This window comes from Variovorax saccharolyticus, assembly GCF_030316765.1.
Lineage (GTDB): Bacteria > Pseudomonadota > Gammaproteobacteria > Burkholderiales > Burkholderiaceae_C > Variovorax > Variovorax saccharolyticus.
In genome coordinates, this window is record NZ_JASZYT010000008.1 from 294,702 (window position 1) to 310,876 (window position 16,175).

Genomic DNA, 16,175 nt, shown 5'->3' on the forward strand with positions numbered 1-16,175 from the left:
GCTCTTGGTTCGGATCACAAACGGGGCGAACCATAACCGACTCTTGCGCTACGACCGCGTGCATTTACGCGAGCCGGCCCGCTTCCGCATGGCTGCTACGATCGCGCCCATTCCGCTGCATGTGCGTGGCCTCGCGACCGATGACGAAGATGGACAGTACCCTCGATTTTTCTTCCGCCGAATGGGCCGCCGTGGTGCGTGCCGATGCATTGCGGGCCCTTGATGAAGATGTGGCAGGCGGCGATCTCACTGCCTCGCTGATTGCCTCCGATCGCCGTGCCGAGGCGCGAGTCCTGGCCCGCGAAGCCGCCGTGCTGTGCGGTGCGCCCTGGGTCGAGACGGTGGTGCGGCAGCTCGACCCCGCGGCACGGATCGTGTGGCACGTGGCGGAAGGCGAGCGCTGCGCGCCCGACCAGACCGTGCTCGAGATCTCGGGCACTGCCAGGGCGCTGCTCACGGCCGAGCGCACCGCGCTCAACTTCCTGCAACTGCTCAGCGCTGTGGCGACCAAGACCGCGGCCCATGTCGATGCCGTGCGCGGCACGCGGGCGCAGATCGTCGACACGCGCAAGACGCTGCCCGGCCTTCGGCTGGCGCAGAAGTACGCGGTGCGCATCGGCGGCGGCGTCAATCACCGCATCGGCCTCTACGACGCGGTGCTGATCAAGGAGAACCACATCGTCGCGGCCGGTGGCGTCAGCGCGGCCTTGCGTGCCGCGGCCGAAGTGGCGGGCCGCGCGAAGTTCGTGCAGATCGAGGTCGAGACCCTGGCGCAACTCGACGAGGCGCTGGCCAACGGCGCCCGCATGCTGCTGCTGGACAACATGGACCTGCCGACGCTGCGCGAGGCAGTGCGCCGCAACGACGCCGCCGGCGCTGGCCGCGCCGTGCTCGAGATATCGGGCGGCGTCACCCTGGACGCACTGCGCGGCCTGGCCGAGACCGGCGTCGACCGCATCTCGATCGGCGCCTTGACCAAGGACGTCAAGGCGATCGATTTCTCGATGCGTTTCCGGGAGGCCTGAGCCATGGGCCTCGAACTGACGCTCCCGGTGATCGAAGTCGACTACGAGCAGCCGCTGGATGCCGCCGAAGGCAGCAGCGCCTGCAGCACCCGCCATGCCTGGGCCCGCGTGCCGCCCGAGCCGGGCCCGAAGGAGCGCGAGGCGCTCAAGGCGCGCATCCGCCGCCTGCTGCGCGAGCGCGATGCGGTGATGGTCTCGCACTACTACGTGCATCCCGACCTGCAGGACCTGGCCGAGGAGACCGGCGGGCTGGTCAGCGATTCGCTCGAGATGGCGCGCTTCGGCCGCGACCATGCGGCACGCACGCTGGTGGTCTCCGGCGTGCGCTTCATGGGCGAGACCGCCAAGATCCTGTCGCCCGAGAAGCGGGTGCTGATGCCCGACCTCGACGCCACCTGTTCGCTCGACCTCGGCTGCCCCGCGGACGAGTTCGATCGCTTCTGCGCGCAGCATCCCGATCGCACGGTGGTGGTCTATGCCAACACCAGTGCCGCCGTGAAGGCGCGCGCCGACTGGCTGGTGACCTCGAGCTGCGCGCTCGACGTGGTGCGGGCGCTGAACGCGCAGGGCCAGAAGATCCTGTGGGCGCCCGACCGGCACCTGGGCGACTACATCCGCCGCGAGACCGGCGCCGACATGGTGAGCTGGGGCGGCGCCTGCATCGTGCACGACGAGTTCAAGGCGCTCGAACTCGAGTTGCTGAAGCAGCAGCATCCGGCAGCCCGCGTGCTGGTGCATCCCGAGGCGCCAGCCGATGTCATCGCGCTGGCCGACGCGGTGGGCTCGACTTCGGCCATCCTGAGCGCGGCGCAGCGCATGGACGCGAGCGAATTCATCGTCGCCACCGACAGCGGCATGCTGCACAAGCTGCGCACGCTGAACCCGGGCAAGACCTTCATCGAGGCGCCGACCGCCGGCAACTCGGCGACCTGCAAGAGCTGCGCCCACTGTCCGTGGATGGCCATGAACGGCCTCGCCGGGCTCGCGCAGGTGCTCGAGACGGGCGCCGGCGAAGTGCATGTCGATCCGGCGCTCGGGTTGCGCGCGCGCGTTCCGATCGACCGCATGCTGGCCTTCACGGCGGCGCTGCGGGGCGGGCAGCCGGTCGATCACCTGGTGGCGGGGATCGGCGCCGTCTGAGGCTCAGGCGCGCTTGAACAGGCGCTTGAGCCATCCCGTGGTGGCGGCAGCCGGCGCTTGCTGCGGGGACGGTCCGGCCTCGGGCAGCTCGATGCCGTGGACCAGCTGAGCCAGCGATTCGAAGACCATCCGCGGGCCGTCGAGCCGGACGCCGCTCCTGCGATGGAAGGCGATCACGGCTTGACCGACCTTCAGTGAGTCGCCACCCAGGTCGAAGAAATTGTCGGAGCGCGCGACGCTGTCGCTGCCCAGGTCCAGCAGTTCGTGCCAGATGCCGGCCAGTGCCCGCTCGGCTGCCGTCGAGGGCGCATCCACCGCCGTGGGGTCCGGCCGTGCTTCGATGCTGAAGGCGGGCAGCGCGTGCCGGTCGACCTTGCCGTTGGGCAGCAGGGGCAGCGCGTCGAGCGCGATGAAATGATGGGGCAGCATGTAGTCCGGCAGGCTGCTGCGCAGGTGATCCCTGAGGCGCTGGGTGTCGAGGACACCGTCGCGCAGCACGAGGTAGGCCAGCAGGCGGTCTTCGCGCATCACGACCAGGGCCTGCGCGACATTCGGGTGCGCCTGCAGGCGCGCCTCGATCTCGCCGAGCTCGATGCGGAAGCCGCGCAGCTTGACCTGGTCGTCGCTGCGGCCGATGAACTCCACCACGCCATCGTGCAGCCAGCGCGCCGAGTCGCCGGTGCGGTACATCTTCTCGCCGGGCCGGAACGGATTCGGCAGGAAGCGGGCCGCGCTGAGCTCCGGCCGGTGGAGGTAGCCGCGCCCCACGCCGAGTCCGCCCACATAGAGCTCGCCGGGAACATTGACGGGCTGGGGCTGGCACTGCGCGTCGAGCACGTAGAGCTGCGCGTTGGCGATCGGATGGCCGATCGGCACGAACGGCCGATCGGGCAACTGATCGCCGACTTCGTACCAGGCGCTGTCCACGGTCGCCTCGGTGGGTCCGTAGAAGTTGCCGAGCCTGACGCCCGGCAGCCGCTTCTGGAATGCCGACGCGAGCGCGCGGTCCAGCGCTTCGCCGCCGCTCAGCACGTAGCGCAGCTTCGGGAAGTCCAGGCTGCCGAGATGGTCCAGCAGCACCCGCAACTCGGACGGGACGAACTGGACCACGCTGATCCCGTGGTCCCGGATGGCCGCGGCCAGCAGGCGCATGTCCTGATGGACATCGGGCGGCCCGATGACGAGCGTCGCGCCGCAGCACAGCGGCGAGAAGAACTCCCACAGCGACGCATCGAAGCTGGACGAGGTCTTCTGCAGCACGCGGTCTTCGCGGCCGAGGCCGAGCGCGCCGCTGATCCAGCGCACATGGTTGCTGAGGCCCTGGTGCATCAGCTGCGCGGCCTTCGGCGTCCCGGTCGAACCCGAGGTGTAGATCAGGTAGGCAAGCTGGTCGGGGCGGGTCGGATCGGGCAGCTCGGCCAGCGGTTCGGGTGGAGGCTCGCCCCCGTCGTCCGGAACGACGATGCACTTCGATGCGAGCGACGCGTCGGTCCGCTGCAGCAGGTCGGCGAGTCCTGCCTGGGTCAGCAGCACGGCGGGCGCGGCATCGTCCAGCATGGCTTGCAGGCGCTCGGCCGGATGCGCGGGATCGAGCGGAAGCAGGACCGCGCCTGCCTTGAAGATCGCTAGCAGCGCGACGGCGGCGCCGATGCAGCGCCTCATGCACAGGCCGACGACCTGCTCGGGTCCGGCACCCTGCGCGCGCAATGCGTGAGCGAGGCGATCCGACAGGAGGTCGAGCTCGCGGTAGCTGAGCTCGCGCTGTCCGTAGCGCAGTGCGACGGCATCGGGCGTCGCCCGTGCCTGAGCGCGAAAGAGCGCATGGACCGGCGGCCCGGGCGGGAGCGGAGGCACCGTCCGGTTCCACTCGAACAGCATCCGGTGCTGCTCGGCTGCGCCCATCAGCGGCAAGTGGATCAGCGCACCCTCGGGATCGGCCACGATCCCCCGCAGGAGGTTGAGCAGGTGCTCGCCCATCAGGACGATGGTCCGGGGCTCGAACAGGTCGTCGCGGTAGCCGAAGACCGCTTCCATTCCGGTTCCGGTGTCGATGATCTTCAGCGACAGGTCGAAGCTCGATGTCCCGGCGGGAGCGTCCGGCGCCTCCAGCGCCTCCAGCGCGAACGACACCTGGGGCGGATCGTGGCGGCTGTGGTCTCCGGCGGCTGGCTGCTGCGCCAGCCGATCGGTCGCGGCGCGGGTGGTCTCGCGCACCTGCTTCAACAGGGCGATGAATGCGGACTCGCCGTCGAGCCGGTTGCGCATCACCGTGTCTCCGGCTCCGCCGTCCAGCATGACGCCGACGGCGATGTCGGTCTCGGCGCTGTAGCGCATCAGCAGCACCTCGAAGGCGGCGAGAAGGGCCATGAACGGGCTGGCGTCGTGCCGCGCCGCGAGCGCTCGAACGGCGGCCGCGAGCGCCGGGTCGATGGCGCACGAAAGCGTCTTGTTCTCGTGTGCGCCGTCAGGCCGGGGAACCCGGTGGCGGTCGGCCGGCAGGGTCAGGATCCGGAACTCCCCGGGGCCGGCGGGCCCATGCATCGAGGTGAGGTGATCTGTCTGGTGCGAGGCAGAACTCATGGCGTCACGGCTTCGGTTGGGTTTTGCACAGGGCGCGCGGTGCGTCGGCCGTGTCCACGGCGAGACCGAGGCTGCTGGCGTTGCCGAAGAATTCGAGTGGGCCGGCATCGCCGACGTCCGTAGGGCGATGCCTCGGAGTCGGTGGCGATGCCATGAGTCAAGGAAGGCGCCCCGGGGTGGGGGGCGCCTTCATGCGTTGAGGTGACAGCGCCTTCACCATAGCGCCGTCACGCACCCTCCACATCGCCTGTCGGAGGGATGACACAACAATTTGTAGATTCTTGTGTACTTAAGTTTCGATTTCGTTCATTATTGCGGCCCATTAGGCAATTGCCGGCTTAGAGCAACCCAATGGAATCTCCACTCCCCGCAGATCACGCCACATTCCACCGATGGACTGAGGTCACAGATGCCTTTGCCAGGGAGTTCAAGCGCCTTCAAGCCGGGGACAGGGCCGCGCTGGCGGAGGTCCGCCGGCTCTCCGGTGAATTGCAGCGCATGGGCCGTGCCCTGGGGCTCGAGATGCCGGTCGTCGCGGCCCAGCCCCCCTCGTTCTCCAAATAGCCGCGGCGCCATGAAAAAGGCCCGCCGAAGCGGGCCTTGATGCGTTGGCGGCAGGGTGCTCAGGCGCCCGATGCCTCCAGTGCTGCGTTGAAGGTCGCGCTCGGACGCATCACGGCGGCCGTCTTGTCCAGGTCGGGCTTGTAGTAGCCGCCGATGTCGGCCGGCTGGCCCTGCACCACCTTCAGCTCCTGCACGATCTTCTGCTCGCTGTCGGTCAGCGACTTGGCCAGCGGCGCGAAGTGCGCCTGCAGTTCCTTGTCTTCGGTCTGGGCCGCCAGGGCCTGGGCCCAGTACAGCGCCAGGTAGAAGTGGCTGCCGCGGTTGTCGAGCTCGCCGGTCTTGGTCGACGGGCCCTTGTTGTTGTCGAGCAGCATGCCGGTGGCGGCGTCCAGCGTTTCGGCCAGGATCTTGGCCTTCTTGTTGCCGGTCTTCTGGCCCAGGTCCTCGAGCGACACGGCCAGGGCCAGGAACTCGCCGAGCGAATCCCAGCGCAGGTGGTTCTCCTCGACCAGCTGCTTGACGTGCTTCGGCGCCGAGCCGCCGGCGCCGGTCTCGAACATCGCGCCGCCGGCCATCAGCGGGACGATCGACAGCATCTTGGCGCTGGTGCCGAGTTCCATGATCGGGAACAGGTCGGTCAGGTAGTCGCGCAGGATGTTGCCGGTGACCGAGATGGTGTCCTTGCCGCGGATCACGCGCTCGAGCGTGTAGCGCATGGCGCGCACCTGCGACATGATCTGGATGTCCAGGCCCTTGGTGTCGTGGTCCTTCAGGTAGGTGTGGACCTTCTTGATGAGCTCGGCTTCATGCGGGCGGTACTCGTCGAGCCAGAACACGGCCGGCATGCCCGACAGGCGCGCGCGGTTCACGGCCAGCTTGACCCAGTCGCGGATCGCCGCGTCCTTGGTCTGGCACATGCGCCAGATGTCGCCGGTCTCGACGTTCTGCTCGAGCAGCACTTCGCCGGTCGCGATGTCGACGATGCGGGCCACGCCGTCCTCGGGCACCTCGAAGGTCTTGTCGTGCGAGCCGTACTCTTCGGCCTTCTGCGCCATCAGGCCGACGTTGGGCACGGTGCCCATGGTCACGGGGTTGAAGGCGCCGTTGGTCTTGCAGAAGTTGATCATCTCCTGGTAGATGCGGGCGAAAGTGCTCTCGGGCATCACGGCCTTGGTGTCCTTCGGACGGCCGTCCGGGCCCCACATCTTGCCGCCCAGGCGGATCATCGCGGGCATCGAGGCGTCGACGATCACGTCGTTGGGCGCGTGCAGGTTGGTGATGCCCTTGGCCGAGTCGACCATCGCCAGCTCGGGGCGGTGCTCGTGGCAGGCGTGCAGGTCCTTGATGATCTGGTCGCGCTGCGAGGTCGGCAGGTCGGCGATCTTGTCGTAGACGCTCGACAGGCCGTTGTTGACGTTGACACCGAGTTCTTCGAACAGCTTGCCGTGCTTGGCGAAGGCGTCCTTGTAGAAGACCTTGACCGCGTGGCCGAAGACGATCGGGTGCGAGACCTTCATCATGGTCGCCTTGACGTGCAGCGAGAACATCACGCCGGTCTCGCGCGCGTCTTCCATCTCGTCCTCGTAGAACTTGAGCAGTGCCTTCTTGCTCATGAACATGCTGTCGATGATCTCGCCTTCGAGCAGCGCGACCTTCTTCTTGAGCACGATGGTCTTGCCGCTCTTGGTGACCAGGTCCATCTGGACGTCGCGGGCCTTGGCGAGCGTCATGCTCTTCTCGCCGGCATAGAAGTCGCCGCCGTGCATGTGCGAGACGTGGGTGCGCGATGCCGGGCTCCACTTGCTCATCGAGTGCGGGTTCTTGCGTGCGTTGCGCTTGACCGCGGCCGGTGCGCGGCGGTCGGAGTTGCCTTCGCGCAGCACCGGGTTGACCGCGCTGCCCAGCGCCTTGGAATAGCGCGCGAGCAGCGCCTTCTGTTCGTCGGTCTTGGGGTCTTCGGGATAGTCGGGGATCTTGTAGCCGCGGGCCTGCAGTTCCTTGATGGCCGCCAGCAATTGGGGCACCGAGGCACTGATGTTGGGCAGCTTGATGATGTTGGTGTCGGGCGACTGGGTCAGGCGGCCGAGTTCGGCCAGGTTGTCGGGCACCTGCTGCTCGGGCGTCAGGAACTCGGGGAACTCGGCCAGGACGCGGGCTGCCACCGAGATGTCGCTGGTGGCGACGTCGATCCCCGCCGGCGCGGCGAACGCCTGGATGACGGGCAGCAGCGAGGCCGTTGCCAGCAGCGGCGCCTCGTCGGTGAGGGTGTAGATGATCTTGGATTTAGCGGTAGCCATTGTGTGACCTCTGGTGCTTGGCGGATGTGCGGGTGCCCACGGCGAGCGGCCGGCCGCGGGCAGTCGTTTTTGACGCGCGTAAGTCTACTTGAGGGGTGTTTCGCCTCGTGGTAGAGGGTCTAAGGGCCGGGACCCGGGCGCCCGCCGGGTCGCTGCATGGATCGTGCCGGTGTCTGCCGGCCGGAGCTCAGCTGCTGAACTGGATTCCCTGGGTCGAGTTCTGGCACCGGTTCTGGTTGCTGTTGCAGCTCTGGAGCGCCTTGTTCAGGCGGGCCCGGCAGTTCTTCTCGGAGGCGTTCTTGCAGAACTGGTAGTCGGCGTTGGCGGTCTGCTTGCAGGTGCTGAACTGGAGTTCGCAGCGGGTCTGGCTGCCGCCATCGCCCTGGGCCGAGGCGAGCCCCGACAGGGCGAACAGGAGCCAGGCGGCGGTGATCTTGGGCGCGAGCGTGCTCATGACGTGGCCTTCCTCAAGAGGTAGGACCGCATCATAGGGAACACGCCCTGGATCGGCTGCGCTTTTTTTTTCAGCCCATCAGGCTCGGATTGCGTCGCGCCTCGTCGATCCGGCGCTGGCGGATCGCCTCGCGGCATTGCCCGAGCTGGGCGGTCTTGGGGTCTGCGCAGCGGGTGTTGATGCAGATGGCACGGGCGAAGAAGTTGCTCCCGTTGCAGTCCGCCAGCGGGTCTCGGCCCAGGCGCACCGATGCGGTGGCGGTCGCCTTGCGCGTTTTCGACGCCGGCGGGGCGTCGGCGGGCGCGAGCAGCGGCTCGGATGCTGCGGGGTCGAAGGCGTTCCCGGCCGCACCACTCCAGGCCGGGGGCGTGGCGGCGTGGGCCGAAGACAGCAGCACCTCGTTCGGGCCCAGGCCGAGTTCGACCGGCGCGGTGCGCGAGCGAGCGGCCGCCACGCGCGGTGCGGTTTGCAGCGCTTTCGGCTGCGCGTAGAGCCTGCTGGCTGCGGCAGCGGGCTGCGGGGCCGGCGGCGCACGCAACGCGTTCCAGGCCACGAAGCCTGCGAACAGCAGCAGCGGCGGCAGCAGCGCCAGCTGCATGACGTTGCGCAACGAGCGTGCTTCGGAGATGGCGCTTGGCTCGTCGGCCGTTTCGGGCTCCACGGGGGCGACGTCGGGCTCGGCACGCGGCGGCAGGGCGCCGCCGCAAGTCCGGCAGCGCACATCGCTCAGGTGGTTGACGCTCTGGCAGAACTCGCAGGTCGCGAACTGGGCCTTCTTGCTGTGGAGCAGCATCTCGACCAGGTCGCCGACCTGCACGAAAGCGATGGCCCGAGGCCTTGGCGGCCACGTGAAGCTCTCGGGCATCGCGCGGGTACGGAAGGACATCATGGCTTTCAGGACCCGGCGACGGGCTCCATAAAGAGAGCTTTTGTCTTATGAGTACGCAGCGCCGAGTGTAAGACGGCACCTCGAATTTGTGCCGCCGAATCCTCGACACGCTCCGAGCTGAGAGCTATTTCACGAACCGCGGTCGAAGTTGTGACAATTTGCTTCACGAATTCACGGCCCGCCCCTAGGATCGCCTCAAACATCGAAAGCGACCCATGCAACTCCGGTTCTTGCACCTGTCCCGAACGATCGTTCTCCTGGGCCTCTGCGCGGCCAGCGCCATGGCCTCGGCCGAAGTCCACCGCTGCAAGGACGAGCGCGGCCAGACGGTGCTTTCGGACCGGCCGTGCGGCTCGGCGTTCTCGGGTCCGGCGCTGCAGTCGAACACGCTCGGCAGCGGTGCCGACCGGCTCGCCGCGCCCCAGATGCACAGCGCCCGCGTGCGCGAAGGCGGCGGGCAGTACGACTTCATACCGGCCAGCCGCCCGGCCGAGCGCTACACCGAGAAGCAGGCGCTCAAGTAGGGCGCCAGGCAGGGCGCCGGATCGGCCCGCCGCTCAGGGCGCGGCCGCGACCAGCGTCGCCGCCTCGGCCGCCACGCGCCGCAGCAGTTCGGTCGATGCCCTTGCCTGCGACTGCGGCGTGTCGGCATCGCCCGGGATGTCGAAGCTGAAGTCGCCGGCGCGCAGCGGGACCCGGGCGCCCTGCGTGCTCCACACCGTGATGCGTGCGCTGGCCTTCAGGCGGCGTTCGCTGCGCAGGTAGTCCATGCGAGTCAGCACCACCTGCAGCGACGCCGCGGGCGATTGCTCGCTGCAGCTGGCTTCGCACAGGCGCCAGCCGGGCAGCCGCTCGCGCAGCGCGGCCGTGAACTCCCGCGCCACGCCGATCTCGATGCGCTCGGCCCAGAAGGTGTCGGGCCATTCGCCCAGCGTGCTGGTCTCGGCCCGATAGCGCACCCGGCGGGCCAGCAGGTATTCCGGAATCTCGGGCCGGCTCACCGCCAGCACGCGGACGGCCGCCGGTGCGGTGGGCGCGGCGGCGGCCGCAGCCGCGCTGGCCCCCGGCGGCAGCGTCAGCAGCACCTGCGGCGGCGGCGACGCGCAGGCCGCCAGCATCAGGATCAGTGCGGCGTGCAGCGGCCGGGCCGCCCATCGTTTCAGTGCAGTCATTGGCGTGGGTTCCCGAAGATGATGGCGTTGGGCCGCTCCTCGAGCTGCTCGCCCCAGGAGCGCAGGCTGCGCGCCGCTTGTGACAGATCCTGGACCGCGGTCTCGAGGTCGCTGCGCAGCGGTGCGCCGGGCGAGGCCATGTCGGCCAGCCGCTGCATCGACAGTCTGGCGGTCTCCGAGGCCTCGCGCGCGCCCACCAGGGTGCGCTGGAGCTCGGGCTGGGCCGAGAGCACCGTCTGGCGCGAGCTGTCGGCCAGTTGCGTGATCGATCGCAGCGTCGCCTCCGAGCTGCCCTGCACCTGCCGGATGGCTTCGGTCGCGGCCGCCAGGGTCTTGCGCGACTCGGCGCCGGTCAGCTGCAGCTCCTTGCCGGCGCCGCTCAGGACGCCCTGCGCGCCGTCGAGCGTCTTCTGCACCGACACCAGCGTGCTGCGCAGCTCCTGGATCGCCTCGCGCATGTCGGCCACCGTGTCGCGCAGCGGCAGGTTGGCAACCTGGTCGATCAGGGCGCCGAAGCGGTCGGCCACGGTCGGGATCTCGGGTGCGCCGGGCCCGCCCAGCAGCGTCGCCGGCGTGTTCGGCAGGAAGTCGAGTTCGATCGCCTTCTGCCCGGTCACCACGCTCTGCGAGGCCAGCCGCGCGCGCAGTCCGCGCTGCACCAGCAGCGGCAGGTCGAGCGACTTCTCCTCGTCGCCATTGGTCAGCCGCAGCGCCGAGGGCTGCAGCCGCAGCGACACCGGCACCGTGGTCTTGAGCGTCGCGGGGTCCATCTGGATCCCGATGTCGGTCACCTGGCCGATCATCACGCCGCGGAAGTTCACGGGCGCGCCGACCGACAGGCCGCTCACGTTGCCCTGGTAGAACACGCGGGCCTTCTGCTGCTTGGTGAACAGGTCGTTGCCGCCGAGCCAGAGGATGGCCGCGACGGTGATCAGGAAGGCGGCGATGACGAAGGCGCCGATCAGCAGGGCGTTGCGTTTCATGGGGTGGCCTTGGCGGTGGCGGGAGCGGCGGCCGGCGGCGGCACCTCCCGATGGAGGAAGGCATGCACGGTCGGGTGCACATCCTGCCGGGCGAGTTCGCGCGGGCAGCCGTGGGCGATCGGCTGCTTGCTGTCGGCGTCGAGGAAGATGCCGTCGTCGGCGATCGCGAACAGGCTCGGCAGTTCGTGGCTGACGAAGACCACGGCCGCGCCGGTGCGGTGCCGGATGTCGAGGATCAGGTCGTCGAGGCGGCGCGAGCTGATCGGGTCCAGGCCGGCCGAGGGCTCGTCGAGGAACAGCAGCGGCGGCTCGGCCGCGATGGCGCGGGCCAGGCCGGCGCGCTTCTTCATGCCGCCGCTCAGCGACGACGGATAGAAGTCGGCGAACTCGCCCAGCTCGACCCATTCGAGCACCTCGCGGGCCTTGGCTTCGCGCTGCCTCGGATCGAGCCGGGTCTGGCGCGAGAGGGGCAGGCAGATGTTCTCGAGCACGGTCATCGACGACCACAGCGCGGCACTCTGGAACAGCATGCCGAAGCCCGAGCGCAGCCGGCTGCGTTCGGCGTCGTCGCTGGCCCAGAAGTCGACACCGTCGTAGGTGACGCTGCCGGCCGCCGGCGGCAGCAGGCCCACCAGGTGCTTGAGCAGCGTGCTCTTGCCGCAGCCGCTGCCGCCCATGACGGCGAAGATGCAGCCCTTCTCGACCTTCAGCGACACGTCCTTCTGGATCAGGCGGTCGCCGAACTGCATCACGAGCTGATCAACCGCGAGCAGGCTCATGACAATGCTCCACCGCGCTGCCGCATGACTCGTGTCGCCTGAAAAAAGGCGCAGTCCGACACCAGGGATACCGCGGAACCGGCTTTGCCGGGCCGCTGGTATCGCCCCCTTGAGGGGGAGGCGCCGCAGGCGCATCGGGGGTGCTTCATATATCCAGGGCGTTGGCGCAGATGGCGAAGATGGCGTCCAGCACGATGATGCCGACGATGCTGGTCACCACCGCGCCGGTGGTCGCGACGCCGACCCCGGCGGCATTGCGCTTGGCATTCAGGCCGTAGTAGCAGCCGACCATGCCGACCAGGGCGCCGAAGGTGACCGACTTGCCGATGCCCAGGCCCAGGTGGGTCCAGGTCAGCGCCTCGGCCGTGCGCTGCATGTAGGCGGTGGCCGAGATGTCGAGCATGGCGGCGGCCACCAGCATGCCGCCGACGAGGCCGGCCAGGCAGGCGAAGATGTAGAGCAGGGGCATCATCAGCAGCAGCGAGGCGACCCGCGGCAGCACCAGGAAATCGACCGCGCCGAGGCCCAGCACCTCGAGCGCGTCGACCTCCTCGTTGGCCTGCATGGTCGCGATCTCGGCCGCGAAGGCGGCGCCGGTGCGCCCGGCGATGACCACCGCCGTGATGATCGCCGCCATCTCGCGCGCGACCGCGATGCCCACCAGGTCGGCGACGAAGATGCCGGCGCCGAACTTGGCCAGCTGCACCGCGCCGACGAAGGCCAGGATGGCGCCCACCAGCAGGTTCACGACCAGCACGATGGTCACCGCGCGGGCGCTGCAGTCGGCCAGCACGCGGCCCAGGTCCTCGCGCCGGAAGCTCCAGCGGCCGCCCAGGGCAGCCGCGGCCGACAGCAGCACCTCGCCGATGAATCGCACCGGCCGCTCGAGCGGGCCGATGGCCGATCGCAGCAGGGCGTCGAGGGATGGGCGGTGGGGAAGGGAGGGCGGCGGCATTCGACGGCGGGCGGTTTGTCCGTCGATGGTAGCGAATGCCTTGCCAGGGATGCCGGAAACCGATGCCGGCGGGATCTCGCGGGGTCGCTCAGGAGGCGCGGGCTACCACTCGCCCACTTCGCGCAGGCGCTGGTCGGGCTCCAGCCGGTCGAGTCGTTCGCGGGCCTGCAGTTCGCGGCGCCGGTCGGCGCCGACCAGGCTGCCCAGCTTGCGCGCCAGCGCCTCGGCGATGGAGCGCCGCGCCGTGGGCTTCGGCGTGCGGCCGGCGCGGTTCGTGCGGATGCGGCTGTTCATGGTGCTTCCTCGAGGTGAGCCTTGAATCCTCCTCACTATCGGCTTCAGCTTGATGACTGAACAGCCCGGCGAGGCCGAACCGCATGACGGATCGTGCAAATCGCACGTTCGGCCTTGCCGAGTTGGACCGGACCGGCCGCAGCGAGCCCGGGAAAACCTGGGAAGACTCGGGAATTACCACTAGAGACGGAAGGCGCCACATCTCCTTATAGTCTGCCGATCGTTTAGTTAACGATCGTTAGGAAAAAATGGACGCATTCGATTCCGCCTCGCTGGCGCAACTGGTCCAGCTCGGCCTCCAGGGCATTTCCACCGGCGCCATCTACAGCCTGGTCGCGCTCGGCCTGGTGCTGGGCTACAAGGCCACCGAAGTGCTCAACTTCGCGCACGGCGACGTGCTGATGCTGTCGTCCTTCGCGGCCTGGTACTTCATCGTCGAGGCCGGCCTGTCGTTCTGGCTGGCGCTGCCGCTGGTGGTGGTGCTGGCCGCGGCCCTGTGCTGGCTGCTGGAGGCGAAGGTGATGCGCGCCATCGTCGGCCAGCCGCAGTTCGCCGGCGTCATGCTGACCATCGGCATCGGCTTCATGATCCGCGGCGGCACCAGCATGGTGTTCGGGCCCGATTCGCGCAGCTACGCGACGCCGTGGAGCGACCGCAGCACGCAGATCGCCGGCGCCGTGGTGGCCGACCTCAATCTCGTGATCATCGCGGCCGCCCTCGCGGTGACCGCGCTGCTCTTCGTCTTCCTGCAGCGCACCGCTTTGGGCGTGGCGATCCAGGCCTCGTCGCAGAACCAGCTCGCCTCCTACCTGTGCGGCGTGCGGGTCAAGCGGCTCAACTCGCTGGTCTGGGCCATCTCGGGGGCGATCGCGGCGCTTTGCGGGGTCTTGCTGGCGCCGATCTCGCTGGTCGACCTGGGCCTGTGGTTCGTGATGCTCAAGGCGCTCGCGGCACTGGTGCTCGGCGGCTTCGGCAGCGTGCCCGGCGCCATCCTCGGCGGGCTGCTGATCGGGCTGATCGAGCAGTTCTCGGGCGTCTACCTGCCCGACGGCTTCAAGGACGTCATGCCCTACCTGGTGCTGATCGCCGTGCTGGTGTTCTTCCCGCGCGGCCTGATCGGCGAAGCGCACGGGAGGCGGGTATGAGCCCCCGCCCGGCCGTTCCGAAGGGGGCTCGCACCGCACTGCGAAGCACGGAGGCTTCCCAGTGAGCGGCAGCCGCTACCAGACCAGCTACGCCGAAGGCCGGGCGCTGCTGCGCACGCGCGAGCAGCGGCTCTTGTACGGAGCGCTCGCCGCCGCGCTGGTGGCCGCGCCCTTCGTGCTGCCGACCTTCTATGTCGGCGAGGCGGCGTTCATCTTCATCATGTGCATCGCCAGCCTGGGCCTCATGACGCTGACCGGCTTCACGGGGCAGGTGTCGCTCGGCCAGGCGGCGTTCCTGAGCATCGGTGCCTACACGCACGCGCAGCTGCTGACGCTCGGCCTGCCGCTGCCCCTGTCGCTGCTGGCCGCCGGTGCCGTGGCCGGACTGGCGGGGCTGCTGGTGGGCCTGCCGGCGATCCGCGTCTCGGGCCTGCACCTGGCGGTCGTGACGCTGGCCTTCGCGATCGTCACCGAGCATGTCATGGGGCGCTGGAAATCCGTCACCGGCGGCCACGGCGGCCTTGCGGTGCCGGACCCGATGCTGTTCGGGCTCAGCCTCGGCGCCCCTCGCCCGTTCTACTTCCTGTGCCTGGCGGTGCTCGGGCTGGTGCTGTGGATGCTGCTCAACCTGATGCGCTCGGCCACCGGCCGCGCCTTCGTCGGCGTGCGGGATTCAGAGGCCGCGGCGCAGGGCCTGGGCATCCATGTCGCCCGCACCAAGGTGCTTGCCTTCGTGGTCTCGGCCACGGTGTCGGGCGTGGCCGGCGCGCTGCTGGCGCACCAGACGCAGTTCATCACGCCCGAGGGCTTCGGCCTCGCGCTCTCGCTGCAGCTGGTGCTGATGGTGTTCATCGGCGGCATGGGAAGCCTGCGCGGCGCGATCTTCGGGGCGCTGCTGATCGGCATGCTGCCGTCGCTGATCTCGCTCATGAAGCCGCTGCTGCCAGCGCGCATCGGCAGCCAGTTCGGGCTCGAACTGTTCGTCTACGGCGCCGTGCTGGTGTTCTTCGTGCTGCTCGAGCCGCGCGGCATCAACGGCCGCTGGCTGCGCATCCGCGGCGCGCTCGACGAATTCCCGCTGCGACAGCGGCTCGGCTTCAAGCGCCAGAAGGCCTACATGCGATCGGAGCGTGCCTGATGCCCTTCTTCGAAGTCGATGGCCTGAGCCTGTCCTTCGGCGGCGTTCGCGCGGTGCGCGATCTCAGCTTCGAGGTGGCCGAGGGCGAGGTGTTCGCGATCATCGGGCCCAACGGCGCCGGCAAGACCTCGGTCTTCAACCTGATCACGAGGGTGTTCGACGCCAGCGGCGGCTCGGTGCGGCTGCGCGGACGGGAGATCACGAAGCTCGCGCGGCACGACGTGGTGCGTCAGGGCATCGCGCGCACCTTCCAGAACATCGAGCTGTTCGAGGGGGCGACCGTGCTCGACAACCTGATGCTGGGCCGCCACTCGGCGCCGCACGGCAGCCTCGTCGCGCAGCTGTTCAACCTGCCGGTGGTGCGGCGCGCCGAGAACGCGACGCGCGAGGTGGTGGAGGACGTGATCGCGCTGCTCGACCTCGCGCCCTACCGCATGAGCCTGGTCGCCGGACTGCCCTACGGCATCCGCAAGATCGTCGAACTCGGCCGCGCGCTGGTGGCCGGGCCGCGGCTGCTGCTGCTCGACGAACCGGCTTCCGGCCTGAACCCCGAGGAGACGCACGAACTGGCGCACTGGATCCGCGACATCCGCGCCGCGCTCGGCATCACCGTGGTGATGGTCGAGCACGACATGTCGCTGGTCTCGGCGGTGGCCGACCGCGTGCTGGTGATGGAGCAGGGGCAGCGGCTCGCGCTCGGCACGCCGGCCGAAGTGCAATCCGACCCCCGTGTGATCGCGGCCTACCTGGGAGCCTGAGC

At 69.1% G+C, this 16,175-nt stretch carries 15 protein-coding genes; 6 read left to right on the top strand and 9 right to left on the bottom strand.

Going from position 1 to position 16,175, the window contains the following annotated elements; translation table 11 throughout:
- The first annotated feature begins 149 nt into the window (after positions 1-149).
- Positions 150-1,025 (top strand): carboxylating nicotinate-nucleotide diphosphorylase, encoded by an 876-nt coding sequence (gene nadC / locus QTI45_RS24180; protein ID WP_286656112.1) that lies wholly within the window; start codon positions 150-152, stop codon positions 1,023-1,025.
- A gap of 3 nt (positions 1,026-1,028) precedes the next feature.
- Positions 1,029-2,165: a quinolinate synthase NadA gene (nadA, locus tag QTI45_RS24185; protein WP_286656113.1), complete on the top strand. Its 1,137-nt coding sequence runs from the start codon at positions 1,029-1,031 to the stop codon at positions 2,163-2,165.
- 3 nt (positions 2,166-2,168) lie between these two features.
- Here nadA and QTI45_RS24190 read toward each other — a convergent pair whose 3' ends face one another.
- From QTI45_RS24190 to QTI45_RS24205, 4 genes are all read right to left on the bottom strand, one after another.
- Positions 2,169-4,745, bottom strand: a complete 2,577-nt coding sequence (locus tag QTI45_RS24190; protein ID WP_286656114.1) for a non-ribosomal peptide synthetase — start codon at positions 4,743-4,745, stop codon at positions 2,169-2,171.
- Between the two features lie 623 nt (positions 4,746-5,368).
- On the bottom strand, positions 5,369-7,606 hold the full coding sequence (locus tag QTI45_RS24195; RefSeq protein ID WP_286369864.1) for an NADP-dependent isocitrate dehydrogenase: 2,238 nt from the start codon (positions 7,604-7,606) through the stop codon (positions 5,369-5,371).
- A 187-nt stretch (positions 7,607-7,793) separates the two neighbouring features.
- On the bottom strand, positions 7,794-8,060 hold the full coding sequence (locus QTI45_RS24200) for a hypothetical protein (protein ID WP_286369863.1): 267 nt from the start codon (positions 8,058-8,060) through the stop codon (positions 7,794-7,796).
- A 70-nt stretch (positions 8,061-8,130) separates the two neighbouring features.
- Positions 8,131-8,946 carry a hypothetical protein gene (locus QTI45_RS24205; RefSeq protein WP_286656115.1) on the bottom strand — a complete coding sequence of 272 codons (816 nt, stop codon included), beginning with the start codon at positions 8,944-8,946 and terminating at the stop codon, positions 8,131-8,133.
- Positions 8,947-9,164: 218 nt separating this feature from the next.
- Between QTI45_RS24205 and QTI45_RS24210 the strand changes: the two genes are divergently transcribed.
- Positions 9,165-9,473, top strand: a complete 309-nt coding sequence (locus QTI45_RS24210; RefSeq protein ID WP_286656116.1) for a DUF4124 domain-containing protein — start codon at positions 9,165-9,167, stop codon at positions 9,471-9,473.
- 33 nt (positions 9,474-9,506) lie between these two features.
- Here the strand turns inward: QTI45_RS24210 and QTI45_RS24215 are convergent, their stop codons facing one another.
- The 5 genes from QTI45_RS24215 to QTI45_RS24235 form a co-directional block, all read right to left on the bottom strand.
- Positions 9,507-10,121: a PqiC family protein gene (locus tag QTI45_RS24215; RefSeq protein WP_286656117.1), complete on the bottom strand. Its 615-nt coding sequence runs from the start codon at positions 10,119-10,121 to the stop codon at positions 9,507-9,509.
- Complete coding sequence (locus QTI45_RS24220; protein ID WP_286369859.1) at positions 10,118-11,104, bottom strand: MlaD family protein; 987 nt, start codon at positions 11,102-11,104, stop codon at positions 10,118-10,120. The genes QTI45_RS24215 and QTI45_RS24220 overlap by 4 nt, the downstream gene beginning before the upstream one ends.
- A complete protein-coding gene (locus QTI45_RS24225) occupies positions 11,101-11,883 on the bottom strand; it encodes an ABC transporter ATP-binding protein (protein WP_286656118.1) in 783 nt (260 codons plus the stop codon). Before QTI45_RS24225 ends, QTI45_RS24220 begins: the two co-directional genes overlap by 4 nt.
- A 145-nt stretch (positions 11,884-12,028) precedes the next feature.
- The gene (locus QTI45_RS24230; protein ID WP_286369857.1) at positions 12,029-12,838 is read right to left on the bottom strand and encodes an MlaE family ABC transporter permease; all 810 of its coding nucleotides are present in this window, start codon (positions 12,836-12,838) and stop codon (positions 12,029-12,031) included.
- Positions 12,839-12,940: 102 nt separating this feature from the next.
- The gene (locus QTI45_RS24235) at positions 12,941-13,132 is read right to left on the bottom strand and encodes a hypothetical protein (RefSeq protein WP_286369856.1); all 192 of its coding nucleotides are present in this window, start codon (positions 13,130-13,132) and stop codon (positions 12,941-12,943) included.
- Between the two features lie 248 nt (positions 13,133-13,380).
- Here QTI45_RS24235 and QTI45_RS24240 point away from each other — a divergent pair, with 248 nt between their 5' ends.
- The 3 genes from QTI45_RS24240 (at position 13,381) to QTI45_RS24250 (ending at position 16,173) form a co-directional block, all read left to right on the top strand.
- Entirely contained in the window at positions 13,381-14,277 is an 897-nt protein-coding gene (locus QTI45_RS24240; RefSeq protein ID WP_286369855.1) for a branched-chain amino acid ABC transporter permease, read from the top strand.
- Between the two features lie 61 nt (positions 14,278-14,338).
- Positions 14,339-15,415, top strand: coding sequence for a branched-chain amino acid ABC transporter permease (locus QTI45_RS24245; protein ID WP_286656119.1), 1,077 nt, complete (start codon positions 14,339-14,341; stop codon positions 15,413-15,415).
- The gene (locus QTI45_RS24250; RefSeq protein ID WP_286369853.1) at positions 15,415-16,173 is read left to right on the top strand and encodes an ABC transporter ATP-binding protein; all 759 of its coding nucleotides are present in this window, start codon (positions 15,415-15,417) and stop codon (positions 16,171-16,173) included. The genes QTI45_RS24245 and QTI45_RS24250 overlap by 1 nt, the downstream gene beginning before the upstream one ends.
- Positions 16,174-16,175 lie beyond the last annotated feature (2 nt).